We start from the raw sequence: 24,933 nt of genomic DNA on the forward strand, positions 1-24,933 counted from the left end.
TCCGTCTGTTCGCTCCGATCATAGCAACCGCCGGCGGCGGTGCCTGCGTGGCTCAAGGCTTGGGGATGCGGATGGTCTTGCTGATCATCAGCGAACCCGACAGCGCGTACACCAGCACCAGCGGGTGCAGCTGCCACGGCCCGAGTTGCCACTGCCCGAACCACACATCACCGCCCAGCGCACCCTGCCAGGCGGCCACGGCCAAGAGCAGGACGATGCCGACGCTGCTCGGGATCGGCGTGCCTTCGAAGTACTTCACCTTGTCGCCACCGTCGGCCAGGGTCTCGGCGGTAACGTTGTAGCGCGCGAGCCGGCTGACGCCGCAGCCTACGAAGTAGCTCAGGACCACCCAGTCCCAGCCGCCCTGCAGCCCGCAGGCATAGCCCAGCGCCGCCGGAGCGACGCCGAAGGAGATCACGTCGGCCAGCGAATCCAGTTCACGACCGAGCGTCGATGCGACCTTGCGCCAACGGGCGACGCGGCCGTCCAGCGCGTCGAACACGAAGGCCAGCGGGATCAGCGCCATGCCCAGCATCAGGTCGCGGATGCCGTTCGTGCCCGCACCCTCCTGCAGGTAGCGCATGGCCGCGAAGATCGCGCCGGTGCCGCAGACGGCGTTGGCGAGGGTGAACCAGTCGGCGAGGTGGAAGTCGCGGATCATCGAGAAATGGCGCTGGCGGGTCATCGCCGCTCCGTCGCGGGGGAAAGGACTGCCAGCATGCCAAATCCGCCGTTGCCGTGGAGTAGTCGCAACCGGAAGCCCCGAGTCGCGGCCACAGCCGCTCCCGCAACGGCACAGGCCGCTGTACAGGAGCAGCCATAGCTGCGAACGGCATCTCCGATCAATCTCAGCGCGGAATCGCCAGGTGCGAAGCCTCCAGCATCCCGGCGCCGCGCGGCGTCGTGTCAATCACCGCGTCCACCGGCAGCGGGGCGCCGTCGAGGTGGGCATCGATGCGGTCCAGCGCTTCGTACACATAGGGCAGCAGCGGCAGGTAGCGGGCGCCGTAGTCGGGCAGCGGCAGGAAGCCGTCGAAGTGCTGCACGTTGCGCACCTGCCAGTAGCGCACGTCGCGGCCGGCGGCGCGGGCGTGGGCGACGTAGGGCGCGCTGCTGAACGCGACCGGGATCAGGCCGTCGTCGAGGCCATGCACCACGATCACCGGCAGCCCGACCCGCGGCGGCGCGGCGCGGGTCGCCGCGATGCCGGCGCGCACGCGGTCGGCGTCGGCGCCCTCGCCCGTCCACAGCGCGCGCAGGCACTGCAGGCCCTTGAGCGTGAGGTCGGGCGGCGCCATGCCGGCGTCCAGCAGGCCCACGCCCGAGCCCGGGGGGATGCCGCTGGCCTCGGGCCACCATGCGGCGCGCTCGGCGGCCGTGGCCGCGCGCGGCATGAAATCGGCGCCCTGGGCCGCGAACGAGAAGCCACAGGCACCCTCGCCCACGCCATAGCGGCCGTAGGCGCTGGCGTAGGTCGCAGCCACCGCGCGCCACAGGTCGAAGCCGGCGGAGAGCGCGCCGGCGCGCAGCGCCTCATCGCTCCAGCCGGCGCCGCGCAGTGCCTCGTGCGCCGCGCGCGCCTGGGTTGCGGTGTCGGCGCCTGGCAGCAGGCCCTCGGCCGCCAGCGAGGCGCAGCGCGCCGCGTACAGCGGCCGGACCTGGTCGAGCAGCGGCGGCTGCGGCAGGTTTTCCATATCCAGCAGCGCGCAGGGCATCAGCAGCGCGGCCTCGGTGGTGTAGTCGTACAGCGTGCGCGCGCCGGGCGCATCGACGTGGACGTTGGGCTCGCCCGCCACCACGGCGTCGAGCCAGTTGCCTTCGATTTCGGCCGCACGAAGCACCGCGCCGCCGCCATTCGAGATACCGACCGCGATCACCCGCGTGTTGTCGAAGGTGAAGGGCGCCTGCGCCGGCAGCGCCTCGTCCAGGGACTGCAGCGCGAACTCGGCGGCCTGCTTCACGTGCCGGCCCCAGTCGGCCTCCGGGTTGTCCTGCGAATGCGCGTGCTTGAAGGCGACGCCGGTGGCGGCGTCCGCGGCGGCGGGCACGAAGGCGAGGTCGTCGGACGCGCCCTTGGCCACCGCGCGACCATCGGCGCCGAAGCCGATGCCGGCGTCGAGGTCGAAGTAGTCGCTGCCCGCGCCCTTGTCGGTATAGGCCACCGCGCAGCCGCGCGGCAGGCCCCAGGCGCCGGCGACGGCGATCGAGCCGTAGATGCCGCGCGAGCCCGAGGAGGCGGTCACGACCACGCAGCGCTTCGCGGCGTCGAAGGCATCGGGCACCTGCACCAGCACGCGGTGCGGGTGCGTTGCGCCCTGGACCGTGGCGTAGGAGGAAAATTCGCGACCGGGCACCGCCGCGACGCTGCCGTAGAGCTCGCCGTAACCACCGGCCGGGCCAAGGTCGGCGATGCCGCGCCAGTTGCTCCACAGCGCGCGGCGACGGAGTTCGGCGGCGGTCGGCGCTTCGGCATCGGCAAATGCCGGCGGCACCATCTGGCGCAGGCCGTCGATGCCCAGCCCGGCGGTGAGCAGGTCGTCGCCGTCGCGATGGGTGCTGCTGCGCTGGTGTTCGAACATCAGGGTCTCCGTGGTCGCGTCGAGCACCGCCACCGCGTCACGCGTGCCGGTGGAAGCGCAGCCGGCGATGATCGCGGCGGTGGCCAGCGCAGCGAGCGCGAACAGGCGCGTCCCGGGTGCGGTCGGGGTGTGGTCCGGAGTCTTGCGCACGCGCGCCACCTTTTTCAGCAGGGAATGCAGGCACCGTAGCAGCGGCCGGTCCTGCCGGCATCGTACTTTCGTACGCAGTGGCGCGACGCATGGATTTGCTACCGTGGACTTCCCCCCGCCCCGCAAGCCACGCCGACATGACCGACACGTTTCTTTCCGGCCGCACCGCGCTGGTGACCGGCAGCACCTCGGGCATCGGCCTGGCCATCGCCTGCTCGCTGGCCGAAGCCGGGGCCCGCGTGGCCATCAACGGCCTCGGCGACAAGGCCCAGGTGGACGCCGCGCTCGACGCCGTGCGCACAGCCGGCGGCGGCGACGTCCGCCACTTCGACGCCAATCTCCTGGATTCCGAGGCCGTCGCCACGATGATGGCCGACATCGACGCCTGGTCGCCCATCGACGTGCTGATCAACAACGCCGGCATCCAGCACGCGGTGCCGCTGGCCGAGATGCCGGTCGACAAGTGGAACGCGATCATCGCCATCAACCTCAGCGCCGCTTTCCACACGATGCGCCTGGCGATGCCGGGGATGGCGGAGCGAGGCTTCGGCCGGGTGGTGAACATCGCCTCGGTGCACGGCCTGGTGGCCTCGAAGGACAAGGCGCCGTATGTCGCCAGCAAGCACGGCATCGTCGGGCTGTCCAAGGTCGCCGCGCTGGAGTACGCGGCCGCGGGCAGCCGTGACGGCGGCGGCGTGACCGTCAACTGCATCTGCCCGGGCTGGGTGGAGACGCCGCTCATCGAGCCGCAGATCGAGGCGCGCCGCGGCGGCGGCAGCCGCGACGAAGGCGTGCGCGCCCTGCTGTCCGAGAAGCAGCCCAGCCTGCGCATGACCCTGCCCGCCGAGATCGGCGCGCTTGCCACCTGGCTGTGCCGCCGCGAGGCGCACAACGTCACCGGCGCCTCGTTCCCGGTCGACGGCGGCTGGACCGCGCAGTAACGACGACCCCCGTCCCCACGCCAGCATGGCCACCCTGCTCATCGCCGACGACCACCCCCTGTTCCGTGCCGCCATGCGCGGCGCGGCGGTAGAGGTCGAGGCCGGCACCGAAACCCTCGAGGCCGGCACGCTTGACGCGACCGTGGCGGCACTGGAGTCGCGCCCTGACATCGACCTGGTGCTGCTGGACCTGCACATGCCCGGCAACCACGGGCTTGCCGGCCTGGCCGCGATCCGCGCGCAGTTTCCCGCGGTCGCGGTGGTGCTGGTCTCGGCCAACGAGGATCCGCAGGTCGTGCGCCGGGCGCTCGACCACGGCGCCGCCGGCTACATCCCCAAGAGCGCCAGCCTGGACGAGATGCGCGACGCGATCCGCAGCGTGCTGGCCTGCGAGGAGTGGCTGCCGCCGGCACTGCGCGGCGCGGTGGCACGCGCGCAGTCCGCGCCCGGTGATGCCGATCTCGCCGCGCGCCTCGCCAGCCTCACCGCGCAGCAGTTCCGGGTGCTGGCGCTCGTGGCCGAGGGCCTGCTCAACAAGCAGATCTCCGACCGCCTGGACGTGCAGGAGCGCACGGTGAAGGCGCACGTCTCGGCGATCTTCGAAAAGCTCGGCGTGCGCAACCGCACCCAGGCCGGCGTGATCCTGCGCGAACTGGAACTCAGCGATCCCGCGCGCCAGGTCGAGCGCGCGGACTGAGCCACCGCGCTCAGATGCGCGAGAACGCCCAGGACTGCATGCGCCCGTCGCGGTAGGGCATCACGCCATGGAACGCGCGCGGGTCGTCGTCGAACACCAGCGGCACGAAGTGGCGATCGCCCTCCCACAGCGGCAGCTCAAGCACGCGGTCGACGTCGATCCATTCCAGGGTGCCTTCCGGGTTGGACGCCGGAGGCGTGCCGGTGAACTGCGTGACAAGGAAGACGAAGGCGAACCAGTCCTCGCCGTGCTTGCCGAAGCCCGGCCAGCTGATGGTGCCGCGCAGCTGCAGCTGCGTGCATTCGATCGCGGCCTCCTCGCGGATCTCGCGGCGCATGCCGGCCAGCGCGTCCTCGTCGGCTTCGAGCTTGCCGCCCAGGCCGTTGTACTTGCCCAGGTGCTGGTCGCCGGGGCGCGCGTTGCGATGGACCATCAGCACGCGGCGGCGGTCGGGCGAGAGGACGTAGCCAAGCGTGGCCAGGATCGGGGTATAGGGCATCGGACCTGAGAGTGCGAGCGGCCGGTGATTGTAGGCGCTCAGCCCGCGGACCCGGCCGTGACCCGCATCCGGCCAAGCATCGATTTCAGCGCCAGCGGCCGCACCGGCTTCTGCAGCAGGCCCAGGCCGTGCTCGGCGACCTCGCGGCGCACCGCGTCGGTGGCATCGGCGCTGAGCACCAGGGTGGGAACGGCACCATGGCGCGCCGAAAGCTGCAGCCAGGCGCCGATGCCGGTCTCGCCATCGTCAAGGTGGTAATCGAGCAACCACAGGTCGGCGGGATGCGCGGCATGCGCCGAGAGCGCCGCCCCTGCATCGGCGGCCAGGTCGACGCTGCAGCCCCAGCCGCGCAGCAGCGCCGCGAGCGACGCCAGCGCCATCGGGTCGTTGTCGAGCAGCAGCACGCGGGCGCCATCGAGCCCTGCGCGCGCCTTCGGGACGGCGGGCGCCTCGGCAGGCGCCGCCACCCGCGGCAGCGCGATGGCGAACACGGTGCCCACGCCCGGGCGACTGCGCAGCTCGACCCTGGAACCCAGCAGCCGCGCGATGCGTTCGGCGATCGCCAGCCCAAGCCCAAGGCCCTGCCCGTCCACGCCGTCGCCGCGACGGAACTCCTCGAAGATCAGCGCCTGCTGCGTCGGGTCGATGCCTGGGCCGGTGTCGTGCACCTCGATGCGCAGCTGGCCGCCGGCGCGCCGCACCCCCAGCACTACGCGCCCGCGGCCGGTGTAGCGCACGGCGTTGGCAAGGAAGTTCTGCAGCACGCGGCGCAGCAGCTGCGGATCGCTGTGCGTCCAGGCGCCGCTGGCGACATGGTCGAAGCCGAGGCCACGATCACCGGCCAGGGCGCGGAACTCCGAGGCCAGGGGCTCCAGCACTTCAGCCAGCGGGAAATCGCGCCGCTGCGGCACGAGCCCGCCGGCCTCCAGGCGGGCCATGTCGAACAGGCCGGTCAGGAGGTCGGTGGTGGAATCCAGCGCGCCACGGATCTGTCCGAGCGAGTCCTTCTGCCGGCCGTGAACCTGACCGGCCAGCGCGTCGGTGAACAGCTGCGCCGCGTGCAGCGGCTGCAGCAGGTCGTGTCCGACCGCGGTCAGGAAGCGGCTCTTGGCCTCGTTGGCGCGCTCGGCCTCGCGCCGCGCCTGGTCGAGGCTGGCGGTGCGCTCCTCGACCCGCTGCTCAAGGGTCTCGTTGCTGCGCTTGAGTTCGGCCTCGTTGCGACGGAATGTGGTGACGTCGGTGAACGTGGCCACGAAGCCGCCACCGGGCATCGGGTTGCCGCGGATCTCGACGATCCCGCCGTGCGGGAACACGCGTTCGCTGACGTAGGGCGTGCCGGCCTGCATGTGTCCCAGGCGCTTGCCGGCCTCGCCCTCGACCCGCCCGCGGACGTCGCCGGCGAGCCCGCGGCCAAGGTTGTGCAGGACCAGGTCGGCCACCGGCACGCCGATGCGCAGCAGCCCCGGGGGATAGCCGAACAGCTCCGCGTACGGCCGGTTCCAGGCCACCAACCGCAGTTCGCGGTCGACCACGCTGATGCCCTGGCTCATGTTCTCCAGTGCCGCCTGCAGCACGCGCTGGTTGAAGCGCAGGTCCTGCGAGGCCTCGCCGACGATCTCGGCCACGGTGTCGAGGTCGGGGCCGGCCTCGCGGCGCGCGGCATCGAGCAGCAGCCGCGCCGAGGCGCTGCCGAGGACGGCCGCGAGTTCGCGCTCGAAGCGCGCTTCGATCGGTACCGGGACCGGGCCGCTCTGCGGCGCGCCGCGCAGCAGCTCGTCCACCGCCCGGGCCGGCAGGAAGCGCCGTCCCGCCTGGCGCAGCGTGCGCAGGTCGGAGCCGCGCGCCACGTCGCGGTCGGGCGAGGACAACCAGGCCGACAGCACCAGGGTGGTGGCCGCGCCCACGAACAGGCTGGCGCCCACCGCCCGTCCCAGCCGGCTCCAGCCGGTCAGCCCGAACATCGTGTCCGGCGCCAGCCACGCGATTCCCCAGGGGCCCGTGGCCAGCCAGTCGCCGCTGCCGCCGGCGAGTTCGACCTGCATCGGCGCCAGCGTCACCCAGGCCCAGGCCAGGAACCCGGCCAGCACCCCCCACGTGGCCGCGACGGCAGGCGTGCGCGTGCGCCAGACGGCGCAGAACAGAGCCGGGGCGAGCGTGGCCAGGGCCGAGAACGAGACCGCGCCGACGTCGGCAAGCGACTGGCTGCCGCCGATCACCCGGCTGTAGGCCCAGGCCAGCAGCATCACGCCCAGGATGCCAGCGCGGCGCAGCGCCAGCACCGCGCCGCGGCGATCGTCGCCACCGCGCCCGGCCGACCACGCGCCGCGCAGCAGGCCCGGCGTGAACCAGTGGTTGCCGATCATCAGGCTCAACGCGAGCGTGCTCACCACCACCATGCCGGTGGCCGCGCTCAGGCCGCCAAGGAACGCGAACAGGGCCAGGCCGTGGTGGCCGAGCGCGGCCGGCAGCGCAAGCGCATACATGTCCGGGGGCACACTGTCGCCCAGCAGCGCCGTGCCCGCCCGGGCCAAGGGCAGCGTCGGCAGCGCGATCAGCACCAGGTACAGCGGGAACTGCCAGCGCGCGGCCAGCACGTGGCGCTCGTCGCGGCACTCCACCACGCCGACGTGGAACTGGTGCGGCAGGATGAACATCGCCAGCGCGCCCAGCAGCACCAGGGGGATGAAGCCGCCCACCGGCGCCGGCGGCGGCGGCACCCGCGCGACCTCGATCTCGCCCAGGCCGAACCAGACCAGCGCGCCCAGCGACAGCATCGCCACCAGTTTGAACAGCGACTCGAAGGCCATCGCCAGCACCAGGCCGCGGTTGTGTTCGGCCGCACTCGCGCGCCGGGTGCCGAAGGCCATCGCGAACACCGCCATCGCCAGCGCCACGTACAGCGCGCCGTCGCGCCACGGCGCGATCGCGCCCCCGGTCCCGCCGCCCGTGGTGAGGGTGGCGAAACTCATCGTCACCGCCTTCAGCTGCAGCGCGATGTACGGAACCATGCCCAGCAACGCGACCAGGGTGACCACGGCGGCAAGCCACGGATCCTTGCCCAGGCGGGTGGCGATGAGGTCGGCGATCGACGTCGCATTGCTCTCGCGCGCCAGCCGTACCAGGCGCAGCATGAAGGCGAAGGCCACGATGTAGAACACGATCGCGCCGAGGAAGGTCGGCGGCAGCGGCCAGCCGTAGCGCGCGGCCTGGGTGACCGTGCCGTAGAAGGTCCAGGAGGTGCAGTGCACCGCCAGCGACAGCGCATAGACGTGGCGCCAGTGCCGCGCAAGCACGCCGGGGTGGCGTTCGGCATGCACAGCCACGCCGAACAGCAGCGCGAGCCACAGGACCGCGGCCGCGACCACCACGCCGACGCTCAGCATGCCCGCCGGCCTCCCGCACGCGTGTTCCTCAAGCGCCTGCCCCCGATCATCCGGACCCAGAATAACGCAGCGGCGGGCCGAAGCCCGCCGCCGTGGTCACCGCCCGATGCCTGGCGATCAGAAGTTGTAGCGTACCGACATGTACCAGTTGCGCGGCAGGCCGTAATAGGCGGTCTGGATGTTGCCCACGCTTGCGAATTCCTGGCCTTCGGTCTTGTAGACCTCGTCGGTCAGGTTGCGCACGCCGGCGCGGACCTGCCAGACGTACTGCGGCGAGTCCCACACGCCGAACGCGCCCAGCAGCGTGTACGCGCCCTGGCTCAGCACGTCGCGGTTGTCCACCGACAGCCAGGTCCTGCTGCGGTAGGACGCATCCACGCCAACGCCCAGGTTCCCGGCCTCACCCAGCGAGAAGCCCTGCTGCAGCGCGATGCGCGCGGTCAGCTCGGGTGAGAACGGCACGTGGTCGTGGTTGAGGTTGGGGTCGTAGCCGGGATACGCCGGGTCGAGGCGGAAGTCGTCGAAGCGGTCGTAGTCGGCGTCCATCCAGCCCACCTGCGCGCTCAGCACGGTGGCATCGCCAAAGCGTGCGCTGCCCTCGAACTCGACGCCCATGATGTCGAGCTCGGCCGCGTTGAGCACCGGGAAGGTCCCGACGTCCTGCGACACGCGCGCCTGGAAGTCCTTGTAGTCGCTCTTGAACGCCGCGACGCTGCCGCGCAGGCGGCCATCTTCGGAGCTCGCCTTCAGGCCGAGTTCGTAGGTCCAGACATACTCGGGGTCGAACTTCGCGTTCTGGGTGTCGTACACGGTGTTGGCGCGGCCGTTGAAGCCGCCCGACTTGAAGCCGCGGTTGGCGGAGACATAGCCCATCAGGTTGTCGCTGAAGGCCTTCTGCAGGCTCACCGACGGCGTCACCGCGGTCCAGTCGGCCTTGGCCGTGAATGCCACGGTTTCGTTGATGCCGGAGAACGGCGCGCCCCAGAAGGTGCTGGTAGTGCGGTCGTATTCCTTCTCGTCGCGCGTCCAGCGCACGCCGCCGGCGAGGTTCCAGCTCGGGGCGAACTCCCAGTTGGCGTGGGCGAACGCGGCCACGCTGGTGGTGGTGAGGTCGTCGTCGATGGTGCGCAGGAAGGACAGCGGCGCGCCGAACAGCGCGAACAGGTCGTCCGCGTAGGCTTCCTGGTAGGACGGCACGTCCTCCTTCATGTAGTACGCGCCGAAGGTGGCCTGCAGGTTGCCGCCGTTGTCGTACTGGAGCTGGAACTCCTGGCTGGTCTGCTGCTGGTCCAGCGCGACCAGCACGTCGCCGAGTTCGAACTCGCTGGCATCGATGTCGATGAACGAATCCGTCTTCAAGCGGCGGTGCGAAGTGATGCTCTTGAACAGCCACTGCTGGTTGAGGTCCCACTCCATCGAGAGCGAGGCACCGGAATGCTCCAGCTGCTGGCCGTGGCCCGGCGGCAGGAACGAGGTCTGCGAACGGTGGTTCCATTCGCCGGTCTCGCCCGGCTGCAGCACCACCACGCCCAGGCCGAGGTCGGTCTGCAGCAGCGGCGCCATCGGCCGGCCCAGGGTCGGCGCGACATCCTGCTCGGTGTGGTCGAATGAGAGCGTGGCGCTGAACGCGTCGCTGGGCTGGAAGGCGATCTTGGCGCGGATGGCCCGGGTGTCGTCGTTGTTGTAGTGGCGGCCGGTCACCGTGTCCCGCACATAGCCGTCATTGCGGATCGAGGCCGCCGCGACGCTTGCCGCGACGGTGTCGCTGAGCTGGCCACTGGCGTAGCCGCGCACTTCCTGGCGGCCGTAATCGCCGATGGTCAGCTCGGCCGCGCCGCCGCTGTGGTCGAACGGGTCGCGGGTGGTGATCTTGATCGCGCCGCCGGTGGAGTTCTTGCCGTACAGCGTGCCCTGCGGGCCGCGCAGCACTTCAACCTGCTGGACGTCGAACAGCGAGAACATCGAGCCGTTGATGCGCGAATAGTAAACGTCGTCGACGTACATGCCCACGCCCGGGTCGAAGCTCTGCAGCGCGTCCGGCTGGCCGATGCCGCGGATGAAGACGTTGACGCTGTTGGCCGAGCCGCGGCCCTGGACGATGTTGAGGTTGGGCACCGCGCCCTGCAGGCCGCTGACGTCGCTGGCCTGGAGGTCCTTCAGCTCCTCCTCGCCGAACGCGCTGACCGCGACCGGCACGTCCTGGATGGATTCGACGCGGCGGCGGGCGGTGACGGTGATGGCGTCGAGGTCGGTGGCGCTGCTCGCGGGCTGGGCCTGGGCCGGGGCGGAGTCCTGCGCATGCAGCGCGGGCGCGGCCAGGGCCACGACGATCGCCAGGCTGAGGGAAGTGGCGCGGATGTTGGCAGGCTTCATGGTGTCCCCCGGGAAATGCTGGTGGCGCGCGGCCGATTGCCGCGTGGTGCCAAGACTAGGGACGCGGCGCGCGCGGCGGCATCGTACCTTCGGACAATGGGCCGCGACGGCGGCGCGCGGGAACACTGTCGCCCGTGGAGTCGTGCGCCGCACGACCGAAGGGTTGCCGATGTCGTTCCTGATCGTGCTCGCAGCGCTGGTCTTCCTGATGTACGTCGCATACCGCGGCCACAGCGTGATCCTGTTCGCGCCGATCGCGGCCCTGGGCGCGGTGCTGCTGACCGATCCGTCGCTGGTGGCGCCGATGTTCACCGGCCTGTTCATGGACAAGATGGTCGGCTTCCTGAAGCTGTACTTCCCGGTGTTCCTGCTCGGGGCGGTGTTCGGCAAGCTGATCGAGATCTCGGGATTCTCGAAGTCCATCGTGGCTGCCACCATCCGCGTGGTCGGTGCGCAGCGGGCGATGCTGTCGATCGTGATCGTGTGCGCGCTGCTGACCTACGGCGGCGTGTCGCTGTTCGTGGTGGTGTTCGCGGTGTATCCGTTCGCCGCCGAACTCTTCCGCCAGAGCGACATCCCCAAGCGCCTGATCCCGGGCACCATCGCGCTGGGTGCCTTCACCTTCACCATGGATGCTTTGCCCGGCACGCCGCAGATCCAGAACATCATCCCGACCGCGTTCTTCGGCACCGATACCTGGGCGGCGCCCCTGCTCGGCACGATCGGCGGCGTGTTCATCATCATCGCCGGCCTGTCCTATCTCGACTGGCGTCGCCGCGTTGCGCAGCGCGCCGGCGAGGGGTATGGCGACCCGGCCACCCTGCTCAACGAACCGGCACCCTTCGTCGGCGAACGGCTCGCGCATCCCCTCATCGCGCTGCTGCCGCTGGTGATGGTGGGCGTTGCAAACCTTGCGCTGACGCGGCTGATCCCGGGCTGGTACGGCGACAGCCACAGCTTCATCCCGGCGGTGGTCGGCAACCCGGCGCCAGTGGTGCAGGAAGTGGCGAAGATCGCCGCGATCTGGGCAGTCATGGGTGCGCTGCTGATCGGTATCGTGACGGTGATGGTGTTTGCCTGGAAGACGGTGTTCAAGCACTTCGCCGAGGGCACGAAATCCGCGATCGGCGGTGCACTCCTGGCATCGATGAACACCGCTTCGGAATACGGCTTCGGCGCCGTGATCGCGGCGCTGCCAGGCTTCCTGCTGGTCGCCGACGCGCTCGGCGCCATCCCCGACCCGCTGGTCAACGAAGCGGTCACCGTAACCGCGCTGGCCGGCATCACCGGCTCGGCTTCGGGCGGCATGTCCATCGCGCTGGCGGCGATGGCCGACAGCTTCATTGCCAACGCCGAAGCCGCCGGCATTCCGATGGAGGTCCTGCATCGGGTGGCATCGATGGCGTCCGGCGGCATGGACACCCTGCCCCACAACGGCGCGGTGATCACCCTGCTGGCGGTCACCGGCCTGACCCATCGCCAGGCCTACAAGGACATCTTCGCGATCACGATCATCAAGACCATCGCCGTATTCGTGATCATCGGCGTTTTCTACGCCACCGGGCTGGTCTGAGCCCCGGCGACAGCGCGAACCGCGGGCCCGGCGCGTCGATTCGGAGCTGGGAAAGCGGTCACGGTTGGCAGCCCGGCTTCGGGTAGTCTGGACCCGGTTTGGCGGCGGGGTCCCGCCGCCGGGGAGACCGTCCATGAACAGCCAGCTGCCGAACGCCCAGGTGGACGCCCTGCGCGACGCCTTCACGCACCGCTACAAGCTCCGGGGCCAGCCGCGCTACGCGCCGGCACCGGCACCGGCGCCTACCGCGCCGGCGTCCGCGCCAGAGTCCGACCCCGGGTCCGGCCCGATGCTTGCGCCGCCGGGCACCGGTGGTTCGACGCGTCCCGGGGTGATGGTCCCGGCCACCAGGGCGCCGTTCGCGGTGCGGGTGCTCAACAACCTTGGTTACGGTGCCACCCCGGCATCGATCGCCGAGTTCAACGCCCTGGGCGGCAACGACGCCGCGCGGCTCAACGCCTACGTGGACCGCCAGCTGGCCTGGTCCTCGATCGACGACAGCGCGGTCGAGGCACGCCTGTCCGCCGCCGGCTACCAGACCCTGGGCAAGAGCCTGCAGCAGCTCTGGCAGGACCATTCGCAGAACACCACCGACCACAACGTCCGCATGCGCCCGGCCTTCGAGGTGCAGCGCTCGGCGCTGGCGCGCGCCGCCTATTCGCGGCGCCAGCTGCTTGAGGTGATGGTCACCTTCTGGCACGACCACTTCAACGTCATGGTCAGCGACTATTCGGCCGGCCCGGTCTACGTGCACTACCACCGCGACGTGATCCGGCAGCACGCCACGGGCAACTTCCGCGCCATGCTCGAGTCCGTCGCCCAGAGCACGGCGATGCTGTACTACCTGGACAACCTCTCCAACACCCGCTCCGGCCCCAACGAGAATTTCGCCCGCGAGCTGCTGGAGCTGCACACCTTCGGCGCGGAGAACTACCTCGGCTTCATGGATCCCTTCCAGGTGCCGCCCTGCCCGGAGGATCCGTCCTACCCCATCGGCTATACCGACATCGACGTGTACGAGACTTCGGCGGCCTTCACCGGCTGGTCGGTTCGAAACGGCCACTGGCAGTATCCGGGCGAGGACGACGGCGCCTTCACCTACCGCGCGGCGTGGCACGACACCGGACCGAAATACGTGCTCGGCAGCTTCATCTACCCCGAGCAGCCCGCGCTCAAGGACGGCCGCGACATCCTCGACCGCATCGCCAGCCATCCGCGGGTGGCGAAGTTCATCTGCGGCAAGATCATCCGTCGCTTCTTCGCGGACGATCCGCCAAGCGGCCTGGTGGACAGCGCCGCGGCGGTGTTCCGGAGCCACTGGCAGGCGCCCGACCAGATCGCGCGCACGCTGCGCCATGTGCTGACCTCCGACCTGGCGCACAACGCCTGGGGCTTCAAGCAGCGTCGCCCCTTCGAGGCGGTCGCCGCTGCGATGCGGGTGCTCGGCTGCGACTGGACGCCGCGCGTGGGGCACGACGCCTCCGACACCCTGATGTGGCGGATGGGGTTCACCGGCCACCTGCCCTATGACTGGCCGGCGCCCAATGGCTATCCGGATACCTCGAAGGACTGGATGGGCGGCAACCGCTACGCCATGACCTGGAAGCTGCTCGGCTGGCTCACCGAATCCAGCGACGACGGCGTGCCGCTGGCACCGATCCTGGCCACCACGCGCGCCCACATCCCCGCCGGCGAGTGGACCGCGCGGCGCCTGGTGGATTTCTGGTGCCTGCGCATCCTGGGCTACCTGCCCGAGGCCGCGCGCCGGCAGGCGCTGCTGGACTTCATGGCCCGCAATGGCAATCCCGAGACCTATGTCATCACCGATACGGACACGTGGGCCATGAGCGACCTCAAGCGGCACTACAACCAGCAGCGGCTGCGCAGCATGGTATCGCTGCTGTTGATGTCGCCCGAATTCCTGGGCCGCTGAGGAGCCACGACATGTCTTCCATCGAATTCCAGCGCCGCGACTTCCTCAAGGGCTGCTGCGCCACCGCGGCCATCGGCGCCATCGGTCCCGGCCTGCTGTTCTCCCCGGCCGCGCACGCCGCGGCCAACGGCTACGACACGATCGTGCACGTATTCCTGCGCGGCGGCATCGACGGCCTCAACCTGGTGGTGCCGGTGTCCGGCGAGGACCGCGTGCACTACGAGCAGGCGCGGCCAGGCCTGGCGATCGCGGCCAGCGGGGCCTACGGCGCGCTTCCGCTCACGCTGGGCAACGGCAGCGGCACCGGCTTTGGACTGCACCCATCGGCTTCGGGCCTGCACGAGCTCTGGGGCGATGGCCGGCTGGCCATCGTCCACGGCTGCGGCATGCAGACCGCGGTGACCCGCAGCCACTTCGACGCCCAGCTCTACCTCGACCTCGGCACGCCCGGACGCCAGGGCGGCAATACCGGCTGGCTGGCACGGGCTTGGGCCAACCATCCCGGCGCCAGTGAATCGGTTCCGATCCCCGCGCTGGCGGTGAACAGCCGTACGCCGGCGAACCTGATCGGCGCCACCCAGGCACTGACGATGGGCAGCCCGACCGACTTCCGCCTCGACTCCGGGGCCTGGGGCTGGCAGACCTGGCGCGAGGGCATGCCGGCCGGCACGCGCGGGGTCAACGAGACCCTGGAGCTGCTCTGGAACGGCCCCACTTCGCTTGAACTCGGCGGCAAGCGCGCAGACGCGTCCCTGCGCCTGGTACGGCAGCAGGACTTCCAGTCAACGCCACCGGCGGGCTGGCCCACCAGCACCTTCGCACGCCAGCTGTGGACCGTAGCGCAGTCGATCCGCTTCGACCTGGGCCTGCGCTACGCCACCGTCGACCTCGGCGGCTGGGACACGCACGACGGCCAGGGCACCGCCGGCAGCGGCTACCACTACTACCAGAACAAGATCGCCGAACTGTCGCAGGCGCTGGCGGCGTTCTACGCCGAGATGCACGCCGGCGGCGAGGCCTCGCGGGTCACGGTGGTGGTGCAGTCCGAGTTCGGGCGCCGCGTGCGCCAGAACGGTAGCGGCGGTACCGACCACGGTTACGGCAATCCGATGCTGGTGCTGGGCGGACCCGTCGTGGGCCGGCGCTTCTACGGCAGTTTCGCCGGACTGCACCCGGAGATACTGTCGCCGCACTTCGGCGACATCCCGGTGACCACCGACTTCCGCCGCGTGCTGTGGGACATCCTGCAGCGGCGCATGGGGCACACCAGCGCGCAGGCTGTGTTTCCCGGCTACACGGGCCACGTGCCGCTGGGAATCGTGCAGGCCGCCGGCGCCACGGCCATCGCCAACCTGCCGCGCCACCCCGAGCCGGACTACGGCGCGTCGCCATATCCCCGCGGGCCGGCGGCGGACGCCCTGGGCTCGCCGACCGCAGGCCCGGCCGCGGCCAAGCGGCCGGCCGTGCCCAGGCAGCGGCGGCGATCGCAGCCGCTCCCGATGCGCATCGTGCGCTGGCACATGGAATTGCTGCGCCACCTGCTTTCGCGCGCCGCTCCCTGAGCCGTCCGGCCGCCGGACGCGCCCGGCGGCCGGACCGGAAAATGGTGGTTCCGAACGCAGGAGAGCGGGCCGTAGCCCGCTCTCCCGGTGACGCCATGGCGCGCCTTGCGACGCGCCGGACCCGCCAGCCCTTACTCGGCCGGGGTGCCTTCGCCTTCCTCGACGGCCTTCATCGACAGGCGGATGCGGCCCTGCTTGTCGACTTCCAGCACCTTGACCTTGACGATATCGCCTTCCTTGAGCACGTCGCCGACCTTCTCGACGCGTTCGTTGGAGATCTGCGAGACGTGCACCAGGCCGTCCTTGCCGGGGGAGATGGTAACGAACGCACCGAAGTCCATCAGCTTGACGACCTTGCCCTCGTAGATGCGGCCCGGCTCGACGTCGGAGGTGATCTGCTCGATGCGGTCCTTGGCGGCCTTGCCCGCGGCGGCGTCGACCGACGCGATGGTGATCGTGCCGTCGTCCTGGATGTCGATCTGGGTGCCGGTTTCCTTGGTGATCGCCTGGATGACCGAACCGCCCTTGCCGATCACTTCGCGGATCTTGTCGGGATGGATCTTGATGGTGATCAGGCGCGGCGCGAACTCGGAGAGCTCCGAACGCGGCGAGGTCAGCGCGGACTCCATCTCCTTGAGGATGTGCAGGCGACCCTGCTTGGCCTGCGCCAGCGCGACCTTCATGATCTCTTCGGTGATGCCCTGGATCTTGATGTCCATCTGCAGCGCCGAAATACCCTTCTCGGTGCCGGCGACCTTGAAGTCCATGTCGCCCAGGTGGTCTTCGTCACCGAGGATGTCGGACAGCACGACGTAGTCCTCGCCTTCCTTCACCAGGCCCATCGCGATGCCGGCAACCGGTGCCTTGATCGGCACGCCCGCGTCCATCAGCGCCAGCGAGGAGCCGCAGACCGAAGCCATCGACGAGGAACCGTTCGACTCGGTGATCTCCGACACCACGCGGATCGTGTACGGGAAGGCTTCCATCGTCGGCATCACGGCGAGCACGCCGCGCTTGGCAAGGCGGCCATGGCCGATCTCGCGACGCTTCGGGCCCATCATGCGGCCGGCTTCACCCACGGAGTACGGGGGGAAGTTGTAGTGGAACAGGAAGTGCTCCTTGTACTCGCCGGAGACCGCGTCGATGATCTGGCCGTCGCGGGCGGTGCCCAGCGTGACGGCGACGATCGCCTGGGTCTCGCCGCGGGTGAACAGCGAGGAGCCGTGGACGCGCGGCAGCACGCCGACCTTCGAGGCGATCGGGCGCACGGTGTCCGGCGCGCGGCCGTCGATGCGGACCTTGGTCGTCAGGACCGAGTTGCGCATGGTCTGGTATTCCTGCTCGCTGAACTCCTTCGACAGGTCGCCGGTCGCCCATGCCTTCGTCTCCGCTTCGGGGGCGATGGCGGCGAGGATCGACTTCTTGAGGTTGGAGATCGCGTCCTTGCGCGCGAGCTTGTCGCGCACCTGGAAGGCCTCGGCGAGCTTCTCGCCGACAGCGCTGCGGATCGCGCTGACGATGCCTTCGTCGGCGGCGGGCGCGCTCCAGGTCCACTTCGGCTTGCCGGCTTCGGCGACGAGTTCGTTGATGGTGTCGATCGCGACCTGCATCTGCTGGTGGCCGAACATCACCGCGCCGAGCATCACGTCCTCGGACAGCTCGTCGGCCTCGGACTCGACCATCAGCACCGCGTTCGCGGTACCGGCGACGACGAGTTCAAGGTCGGATTCCTTCAGCTCCGACACGGTCGGGTTGAGCAGGTACTGGCCGTCCTTGTAGCCGACCTTGGCGGCGCCGATCGGGCCGTCGAAGGGCGCGCCCGAGAGCGACAGCGCGGCCGAGGCGCCGATCAGGGCGAGGATGTCGCCGTCGACCTCGGGATTCATCGACATCACGGTGGCGATGATCTGGACCTCGTTGCGGAAGCCGTCGGGGAACAGCGGACGGATCGGGCGGTCGATCAGGCGCGACGTCAGCGTCTCCTTCTCGGTCGCGCGGCCCTCGCGCTTGAAGAAGCCGCCCGGGATGCGGCCACCGGCGTAGAACTTCTCCTGGTAGTCGACGGTGAGCGGGAAGAAGTCCTGCCCTTCGCGTGCGGTCTTGTTGGCGACCGCGCTGACCAGCAGCATGGTGCCCTCGCACGAGATCATGACCGCGCCGCCGGCCTGGCGTGCGATCTCACCGGTCTCGATGGTGACCGTGCGACTGCCGTACTGGAAGCTCTTGGTAACTTTCGCCACGTTGGTGATTCCTTGGTGTCTCTAGCGATGAACCGGACGGGACCCTTGCCCCGTACCGGGTGGCGCGCCCGCGGCGCGCCGGAAAAAGAACCGCGGCGCATTTCTGCGCCGCGGCGGGATCCGTATCAGCGACGCAGGCCGAGCTTCTCGATCAGCGCCTTGTAGCGGGCGATGTCCTTGCGGTGCAGGTAGTCGAGCAGGCTGCGGCGGCGGTTGACCATCTTCAGCAGGCCGCGGCGGCTGTGGTGGTCCTGCTTGTGCAGCTTGAAGTGCTCGGTGAGGTGCACGATGCGCGCGGTCAGGAGGGCGACCTGGACTTCGGTGGAGCCGGTGTCGTTTTCGCCGCGCTTGTTGTCTGCAATGATGGTGCTGGTGTCGATGGACATCGTTTCTTTACCTTTCTGGTGATGCGTGGACCGCAGGAACGCTCCCATGCCGTTGGCACGGGCGCACACCACGAGAACCGCCGCTTGCTGTGGGAACGCCTGGCGCCCGTCACGGGCGCCCGAAGTGCTTGGAAAAAGCCGCGAAATTGTACCGCGCCGGGGTATCCCGGACAAGGCGCGGGCTCAGGCGGTACCCGCGGCCTGCGTGGAAACAGGCTGCGCACAGGCCCAGCTGAACATGCGCCGCGGGCGCAGGCCACCCTCGCCGTCGGTGGTTCCGAGCCCGAGGACCCGCGCACCGGGCCCGAACACGGCGACCTCGCCGGCGGCCGCGAATACCCCGTCGAGGCCCTGGCCGTGCGCCAGGCGTGCGGCGCCGGCGGCGTCCACCTCCACCCGCGGCCAGGCGTCCATGCCCGCCTCCACCGGCAGCAGGCAGGCCTCGAGGCTGCGTTCGCCCCGTTCAGCCAGCGCCTCCAGCTCGGCGAAGGTCCACATCCGCGGATTCCTGAACGGGTCCACCCACAGCCGCCGGAGCTCCGCGACGTGGGCGCCGCAGCCCAGCGCCTCGCCCAGGTCGCGCACCAGGCTGCGCACATAGGTGCCCGAACCGCATTCCACCCGCAGGCGCAGGATGTTGCCGGGCGCGATGCCGTCGGTGGCATCGAGCAGGTCGGCGGCCGACAGCAGGCTGAACTCGTGCACGTCGACCGCGCGCGGCTCGACCTCCACCTCTTCGCCGCGGCGCGCCTTCGCGTACAGCGGCTCCCCGCCGCGCTTGAGCGCGGAATAGATCGGCGGGCGCTGCATCACCGCACCCGTGAGCCGCGCAAGCGCGGCGTCGATGGTGGCGATGTCCAGCAGCGGCACCGGGCGCTCGCGCAGCACCTGCCCGTCCGCGTCGTCGGTATCGGTGACCTGGCCCAGGCGCGCGACCGTGTCGTAGGCCTTGCGCGCGCCCAGCAGGCCGCCTGCGATCTTGGTGGCCTCGCCGAAGCACAGCGGCAGCAGGCCGGTGGCGAGCGGGTCGAGGCTGCCGGTGTGGCCGCCCTTCTCGGCGCGGAACAGGTGGCGCGCACGCTGCAGCGCCTGGTTGGAACTCGGTCCACGGGGCTTGTCGAGCAGCAGGATGCCGTCGAGCCTGCGGAACTTCGTTCGCGATCGTTGCTTCATCGGGCCATTGTAGGTGGCGTGCCCTTGATGTGGTGATGCTGATGCGCGCCGCGGAGCTTGTCGCGATCGAGTTCAGGACGATCGCCGAAGCCAACGACCATTGGCGCGACCGCGGTGCCGGCGCCGACTGAGGCGGAGCCGACTGAAGCAGAGGAGGAGAGGCTCCTCCCGGGGTCTAGTCGTTGCCGCTCGCGTCCGGCAGGTCGCGCAGCAGGTTGTCGATGCGTTCGCCGCGATCGACCGAGTCGTCGTAGTGGAAATGAAGCTCGGGCACGTGGCGCATCTTCACCGCGCGCGCCAGCCGGTAGCGGATCTCCGGCGCCACCGCCTTCAGCCCCTTGAGCGCCTCCGCGGCGCGTTCGGACTGCAGGGCGGTCACGAACACCTTGGCGTGCGCCATGTCGCGCGTGACCTCGACGTCGGACACGCTCACCGACGGCAGGCCGTGTTCGGACACCGCCTCGCGGACCAGCGTGCCCAGCTCCCTGCGGAGCTGGGCCGAAACGCGGTCGGTGCGATGGAAGGTCTTCTGCGACATCAGAGCGTGCGCTGCACTTCGACGCGCTCGAAGCACTCGATCTTGTCGCCAGGCTTGATGTCGTTGTAGGCCTTCACGCCGATGCCGCACTCGGTGTTGACGCGCACCTCGTCGACGTTCTCCTTGAAGCGGCGCAGCGATTCCAGCTCGCCCTCGAAGATGACGGTCTCGTCGCGCAGCACGCGGATCGGCTTGTTCCGCCGCACCACGCCCTCGATGACCATGCTGCCGGCCACCGCGCCGAACTTGGAGCTGCGGAACACCTCGCGGACCTCGGCGGTGCCGATGATCTCTTCGCGGATTTCCACGCCCAGGATGCCGGACGCCACCTGCTTCACCTGGTCGATGACGTCGTAGATGATCGAGAAGTAGCGCAGGTCCAGGCCACTGCCTTCGATCACCTTGCGTGCCGACGCGTCGGCACGGACGTTGAAGCCGATGATGGTGGCCTTGGACGCGGCCGCGGAGTTGGCATCGGACTCGGTGATGCCGCCCACGCCCGAGCGGATGATGTTCACCCGGATGTCGTCGTTGGACAGCGCGACCAGCGCCTGGCGGAGTGCTTCCACCGAACCCTGCACGTCGGCCTTGATCACCAGCGGCAGCTCCAGCTGCTGGCCGCCGCCCATCTGCGCCATGATGTCTTCCATGCGGTTGCCCGCGGCCTGCACCAGGCGCAGCTCGCGGCGCTTGGTCTCGCGCTGCTGCGCGACTTCCTTGGCCAGGCGCTCGTCGTCGACGACCACGAAGTCGTCGCCGGCGTCGGGCACGCCCGACAGGCCGAGCACCTGCACCGGGATCGACGGGCCCGCCGAGGGAACCTGGCTGCCGGTTTCGTCGAACAGGGCGCGGACGCGGCCGTACTCGACGCCGCACACCAGGAAGTCGCCCTTGTTGAGCAGGCCCTGCTGCACCAGCACCGTGGCCACCGGGCCGCGGCCCTTGTCGAGCGAGGACTCGATGACCGTGCCGCTGGCGCGGCCCTCGCCGATCGCCTTGAGCTCGAGCACTTCGGACTGCAGGTTGATCGCGTCCAGCAGGTCGTCGACGCCGTCGCCGGTCTTGGCCGACAGCTCCACCATCTGCGTGTCGCCGCCGAACTCCTCGGACACCACGTCGTGGGCGAGCAGTTCGTTCTTGATCCGCGACGGATCGGCCTCGGACTTGTCGATCTTGTTGATCGCCACGATCAGCGGCACCTGCGCCGCCTTCGCGTGCTGGATGGCCTCGATCGTCTGCGGCATCACGCCGTCGTCGGCCGCGACCACAAGCACCACCAGGTCGGTGATCTTCGCGCCGCGCGCGCGCATCGAACTGAACGCGGCATGGCCCGGGGTGTCGAGGAAGCTGATGACGCCCTTGGGCGTTTCGACGTGGTACGCACCGATGTGCTGGGTGATGCCGCCAGCCTCGCCGGTGGCGATCCTGGTGCGGCGGATGTAGTCGAGCAGCGAGGTCTTGCCGTGGTCGACGTGGCCCATGATGGTCACGACCGGCGGACGCGGGGTCTCGTCGCCCTTGATCTCGTCGACGTGCGCCAGCAGTTCGCTCTCGGCGTCGTCGGCGTCGGCGCGCACGGCCTGGTGGCCGAGTTCCTCGGTGACCAGCACCGCGGTGTCGTGGTCGATGGACTGGGTGATCGTGGCCATCACGCCCATCTTGAACAGCGCCTTGACCACGTCGCCGCCCTTCATGGCCAGCTTCTGGGCAAGGTCTGCGACGGTGATCGCCTCGCCGATCGCGACTTCGCGGACCACGGGGGCCGTCGGGCGGGTGAAGCCGGTGCCGGTGCGCGACTGGTCGCGCTGCTGGCCACGCGGCGCGCCGCGCTTCGGGCGCGCGGTGCTGCGGCGCGCGCGGTCGGCGGGCGACAGGTGCATCTGCCCGGCGAAGCGCGCCGCGGCGCCCTCCTCGTCCTCGACGCCGGCGACCATCGCGTGCGAACCGCGGTGCTTGCCCTTGGCAGCGCTGCGATCGTCGCGCGCGGGCGCGGGCTTGGGATGGCCATGGCCATGCGTCTTGCGCGGAGCCGCGTCCTCGGTCGCGACCGCGGCGACCGCGGCCTCGGCTTCGGTACGCACGCGCTCCGCCTCTTCGGCCTCGCGACGCTTGGCTTCTTCGGCCTCCTCCACGCGACGACGGTCGGCGTCGGCGAGGCGCTGCTGCTCGTCGAGGTTGCGCTGGCGCGATTCCTCGAGCTTGCGCAGGATCTCGGCGCGCTCGTCGTCCTCGCCGCCACCGGCGGCGCCTGCCGCACCGGCGGCATCGGGCTTGACCAGGGTGACCTTCTTGCGGACGACCACGTCGACGGTCGGCTTGTTGCGGCCGCCGCCCACGGTGAGCGTGCTCTTGCGCTGCAGGGTGATCTTCTTGGGTGCGACCGGATCCACGGCGGCCTTCTCGGCACGGCCATGGGTGCGGCGCAGGAAGCCCAGGAGCTTCACCTTTTCGGTACTGGTCACGACCTGGTCGGGATCGTTGAACGGCATGCCCGCCTCGGACAGCTGTTCAAGCAGTTTCTCGACCGGTGTGTTCACCAGTGCGGCCAGCTTGCGGATGGTGGTTTGCTGCGACATTCGGATTCCGGTTCCTCTGGCGTCGGCAGGTGCCGCGCTATGGATGGATCAATTCTGGGTGCTTGCCATGCTCGGGGGCCACGACGGCCCCGGCCTGTCAGCCTTCGCCTTCCAGGCGCGCGATCTCACCCGCGCGCGCGGCCAGCACCAGTGCGGCGGCGCGCTCCTGGTCGAGGCCCTCGATGCCGAACTCCAGCACCTCGTCGACGGCCAGGTCGGACAGGTCCTCGGCGGTGCGCACGCCGCTGGAAGCGAGTGCGAAGGCGATTTCGTCGTCCATGCCCTCGAGCGCCAGCAGGTCGTCGGCCGGCACGTTGTCGCCGAGCTCCTCCTCGACCGCGAGCGCGTCGTTGAGCAGGGCGTCGCGGGCCCGGGCGCGCAGTTCCTCGACGATGTCCTCGTCGAAACCCTCCACCGCCAGCAGCTCGCCGACCGGCACGTAGGCGATTTCCTCGACCGTGCTGAAGCCCTCGGCCACCAGGATGCCGGCGATCTCCTCGTCGACCTCCAGCTTCTCCTGGAACAGGGCGCGCGCGGTGGCCTGCTCGGCCTCCGACTTCGCGGTGACCTGGTCCTGGGTCATCACGTTGAGCTGCCAGCCCGACAGGCGGCTGGCGAGACGCACGTTCTGGCCGCCCTTGCCGATGGCTTGGGCCAGGCGGTCTTCGGCCACGGCGAGGTCCATCGAGTGCTTGTCCTCGTCGACCACGATCGACTGCACTTCGGCCGGTGCCATCGCGTTGATCACGAACTGCGCCGGGTTGTCCGACCACAGCACGATGTCGACGCGCTCGCCGTTGAGCTCGTTCGACACCGCCTGCACGCGCGAACCGCGCATGCCGATGCAGGCGCCGATCGGATCGGTGCGGGTGTCGTAGGCGACCACGGCGATCTTGGCGCGGTCGCCCGGGTCACGGGCGCAGGCCTTGATCTCGACCAGTCCCTGGCCGACTTCCGGCACTTCGAGCTTGAACAGCTCCATCATGAATTCCGGCGCGGCGCGGCTGATGAACAGCTGCGGGCCGCGCGGCTCGGTGCGCACGTCGTACAGGTAGCCGCGGATGCGGTCGCCGGCGCGCACGACGTCGCGCGGGATCGCCTTGTCCTTGGGGATGAAGGCCTCGGCGTTGCCGCCCAGGTCGACGAAGACGTTGCCGCGCTCGACGCGCTTGACCACGCCGGTGACCAGCTCGCCGACGCGGTCCTTCCAGGCATCCACGACCTGCTGCCGCTCGGCCTCGCGCACGCGCTGCACGATCACCTGCTTGGCGGCCTGGGCGGCGATGCGTCCGAAGTCGACGTTCTCGATCTGCTCTTCGATGTAGTCGCCGATCTCGACGCCTTCGGCCTCGTCAACGGCGTCCATCATGCGGATCTGGCGGTCCGGCGACTCCATCACCACGTCGTCGGCCACGACCTCCCAGCGGCGGAAGGTCTCGTAGTTCCCGTCCTTGGAATCGATGGCCACGCGGGTCAGCACGTCCTGCTCGAGATAGCGCTTCTTGGCCGCGGTGGCCAGGGCCGCTTCGAGGGCTTCGAGGATCACCGACTCCGGCACGCCCTTCTCATGGGCGACCGCATCGACGACCAGCAACAGTTCCTTGCTCATCTTCTCTATTACTCCGCACGGGACGGCTTCGACGCCGCCGGCTTGTTGTTGGTTGTTTGTTTGTCGCCAGGCTTGCCCTTGCCCTTGCCAGGGCGCGCATCGCGCCCGGAGGCGTCCTTCGCAGGCCCGTAGCCAAGCGCGACCCAGTCGGGCACCAGGCGCGCCTTGTCGATATTGCCGGCGGCGACCGCGAACGGCTTGCCGTCGAGTTCGAACGTGACCGTTCCGTCCTCCACCGCGGAAATCCGCCCCAGCAGCCTGCGGCGCCCGTCCTGCGGCAGCTTCAGGCTGACCTTGGCCTGCTCGCCGAGGAAGCGCTCGAAGTGCGCCGGCGTGAACAGCATCCGGTCTACGCCGGGCGACGACACCTCGAGGGTGTAATTGCTGCTGATCGGGTCCTCGACGTCGAGCTGGGCGGAGACCTCGCGGCTGACCGCCTCGCAGTCCTCGATGCCGACGCCCTGGCCATCGGCGGCGGGGTCGGCGCCGGGGCGGTCGATGTAGAGCCGCAACAGCGCCCCGCCACCGGGCGACGGGAGGTATTCAACGCCAAGCAGTTCCAGGCCGAGGGCGGCAACGGTCGGCGAAAGGAGATCCGCGATGTCGGTCGACTTGTCGGCCACGATGCCTCCTCTGTCCTGGTCCATTGCCTGCCGCGCCGGGCGCAAAAAATAGAAAAGGGCCCGGCGGGCCCCTTGTCCGATGCTGCTGGATCCGGTGC

General features: G+C 69.9%; 18 protein-coding genes. 6 read left to right on the forward strand and 12 right to left on the reverse strand.

All coding sequences use genetic code 11. From position 1 onward, the window contains the following. Positions 1-52: 52 nt before the first annotated feature. A complete protein-coding gene (locus WCE39_RS06060; RefSeq protein WP_343275779.1) occupies positions 53-685 on the reverse strand; it encodes a CDP-alcohol phosphatidyltransferase family protein in 633 nt (210 codons plus the stop codon). A 163-nt stretch (positions 686-848) separates the two neighbouring features. Then, positions 849-2,729 (reverse strand): 3-hydroxybutyrate oligomer hydrolase family protein, encoded by a 1,881-nt coding sequence (locus tag WCE39_RS06065; RefSeq protein WP_343275780.1) that lies wholly within the window; start codon positions 2,727-2,729, stop codon positions 849-851. A 137-nt stretch (positions 2,730-2,866) separates the two neighbouring features. Between WCE39_RS06065 and WCE39_RS06070 the strand changes: the two genes are divergently transcribed. Then, positions 2,867-3,670 carry a 3-hydroxybutyrate dehydrogenase gene (locus WCE39_RS06070; RefSeq protein ID WP_343275781.1) on the forward strand — a complete coding sequence of 268 codons (804 nt, stop codon included), beginning with the start codon at positions 2,867-2,869 and terminating at the stop codon, positions 3,668-3,670. A 25-nt stretch (positions 3,671-3,695) separates the two neighbouring features. After that, the gene (locus WCE39_RS06075; RefSeq protein ID WP_343275782.1) at positions 3,696-4,367 is read left to right on the forward strand and encodes a response regulator transcription factor; all 672 of its coding nucleotides are present in this window, start codon (positions 3,696-3,698) and stop codon (positions 4,365-4,367) included. A 10-nt stretch (positions 4,368-4,377) separates the two neighbouring features. On the opposite strand, the gene WCE39_RS06080 is transcribed toward WCE39_RS06075, so the two are convergent. The 3 genes from WCE39_RS06080 to WCE39_RS06090 all read right to left on the reverse strand — a co-directional run bounded on the left by WCE39_RS06080 (position 4,378) and on the right by WCE39_RS06090 (position 10,622). After that, positions 4,378-4,866: an NUDIX hydrolase gene (locus tag WCE39_RS06080; RefSeq protein WP_343275783.1), complete on the reverse strand. Its 489-nt coding sequence runs from the start codon at positions 4,864-4,866 to the stop codon at positions 4,378-4,380. Positions 4,867-4,904: 38 nt separating this feature from the next. Beyond that, entirely contained in the window at positions 4,905-8,249 is a 3,345-nt protein-coding gene (locus WCE39_RS06085; RefSeq protein WP_343275784.1) for a PAS-domain containing protein, read from the reverse strand. 117 nt (positions 8,250-8,366) lie between these two features. Next, complete coding sequence (locus WCE39_RS06090) at positions 8,367-10,622, reverse strand: TonB-dependent receptor (RefSeq protein WP_343275785.1); 2,256 nt, start codon at positions 10,620-10,622, stop codon at positions 8,367-8,369. Positions 10,623-10,791: 169 nt separating this feature from the next. Here WCE39_RS06090 and WCE39_RS06095 point away from each other — a divergent pair, with 169 nt between their 5' ends. The 3 genes from WCE39_RS06095 (at position 10,792) to WCE39_RS06105 (ending at position 15,690) form a co-directional block, all read left to right on the forward strand. After that, positions 10,792-12,195 (forward strand): GntP family permease, encoded by a 1,404-nt coding sequence (locus tag WCE39_RS06095; protein ID WP_343275786.1) that lies wholly within the window; start codon positions 10,792-10,794, stop codon positions 12,193-12,195. Positions 12,196-12,328: 133 nt separating this feature from the next. Then, positions 12,329-14,128 carry a DUF1800 domain-containing protein gene (locus WCE39_RS06100; RefSeq protein WP_343275787.1) on the forward strand — a complete coding sequence of 600 codons (1,800 nt, stop codon included), beginning with the start codon at positions 12,329-12,331 and terminating at the stop codon, positions 14,126-14,128. 11 nt (positions 14,129-14,139) lie between these two features. Further along, positions 14,140-15,690, forward strand: coding sequence for a DUF1501 domain-containing protein (locus WCE39_RS06105; RefSeq protein WP_343275788.1), 1,551 nt, complete (start codon positions 14,140-14,142; stop codon positions 15,688-15,690). A 131-nt stretch (positions 15,691-15,821) separates the two neighbouring features. Here the strand turns inward: WCE39_RS06105 and pnp are convergent, their stop codons facing one another. From pnp to truB, 3 genes are all read right to left on the reverse strand, one after another. After that, positions 15,822-17,930: a polyribonucleotide nucleotidyltransferase gene (gene pnp, locus WCE39_RS06110; RefSeq protein ID WP_343275789.1), complete on the reverse strand. Its 2,109-nt coding sequence runs from the start codon at positions 17,928-17,930 to the stop codon at positions 15,822-15,824. Between the two features lie 125 nt (positions 17,931-18,055). Next, the gene (gene rpsO, locus WCE39_RS06115) at positions 18,056-18,316 is read right to left on the reverse strand and encodes a 30S ribosomal protein S15 (RefSeq protein ID WP_343275790.1); all 261 of its coding nucleotides are present in this window, start codon (positions 18,314-18,316) and stop codon (positions 18,056-18,058) included. Positions 18,317-18,499: 183 nt separating this feature from the next. Further along, positions 18,500-19,489 (reverse strand): tRNA pseudouridine(55) synthase TruB, encoded by a 990-nt coding sequence (truB, locus tag WCE39_RS06120; protein ID WP_343275791.1) that lies wholly within the window; start codon positions 19,487-19,489, stop codon positions 18,500-18,502. 35 nt (positions 19,490-19,524) lie between these two features. Between truB and WCE39_RS06125 the strand changes: the two genes are divergently transcribed. Next, the gene (locus WCE39_RS06125; protein ID WP_343275792.1) at positions 19,525-19,620 is read left to right on the forward strand and encodes a hexameric tyrosine-coordinated heme protein; all 96 of its coding nucleotides are present in this window, start codon (positions 19,525-19,527) and stop codon (positions 19,618-19,620) included. A 44-nt stretch (positions 19,621-19,664) separates the two neighbouring features. Here WCE39_RS06125 and rbfA read toward each other — a convergent pair whose 3' ends face one another. The 4 genes from rbfA to WCE39_RS06145 form a co-directional block, all read right to left on the reverse strand. Continuing rightward, on the reverse strand, positions 19,665-20,027 hold the full coding sequence (gene rbfA / locus WCE39_RS06130; protein ID WP_343275793.1) for a 30S ribosome-binding factor RbfA: 363 nt from the start codon (positions 20,025-20,027) through the stop codon (positions 19,665-19,667). Beyond that, positions 20,027-22,603, reverse strand: a complete 2,577-nt coding sequence (infB, locus tag WCE39_RS06135) for a translation initiation factor IF-2 (protein ID WP_343275794.1) — start codon at positions 22,601-22,603, stop codon at positions 20,027-20,029. Before infB ends, rbfA begins: the two co-directional genes overlap by 1 nt. A gap of 97 nt (positions 22,604-22,700) precedes the next feature. Continuing rightward, on the reverse strand, positions 22,701-24,212 hold the full coding sequence (gene nusA / locus WCE39_RS06140) for a transcription termination factor NusA (protein ID WP_343275795.1): 1,512 nt from the start codon (positions 24,210-24,212) through the stop codon (positions 22,701-22,703). Positions 24,213-24,220: 8 nt separating this feature from the next. After that, on the reverse strand, positions 24,221-24,835 hold the full coding sequence (locus WCE39_RS06145) for a ribosome maturation factor RimP (RefSeq protein ID WP_343275975.1): 615 nt from the start codon (positions 24,833-24,835) through the stop codon (positions 24,221-24,223). Positions 24,836-24,933 lie beyond the last annotated feature (98 nt).

The organism is Luteimonas yanweni (assembly GCF_039548475.1).
Lineage (GTDB): Bacteria > Pseudomonadota > Gammaproteobacteria > Xanthomonadales > Xanthomonadaceae > Luteimonas.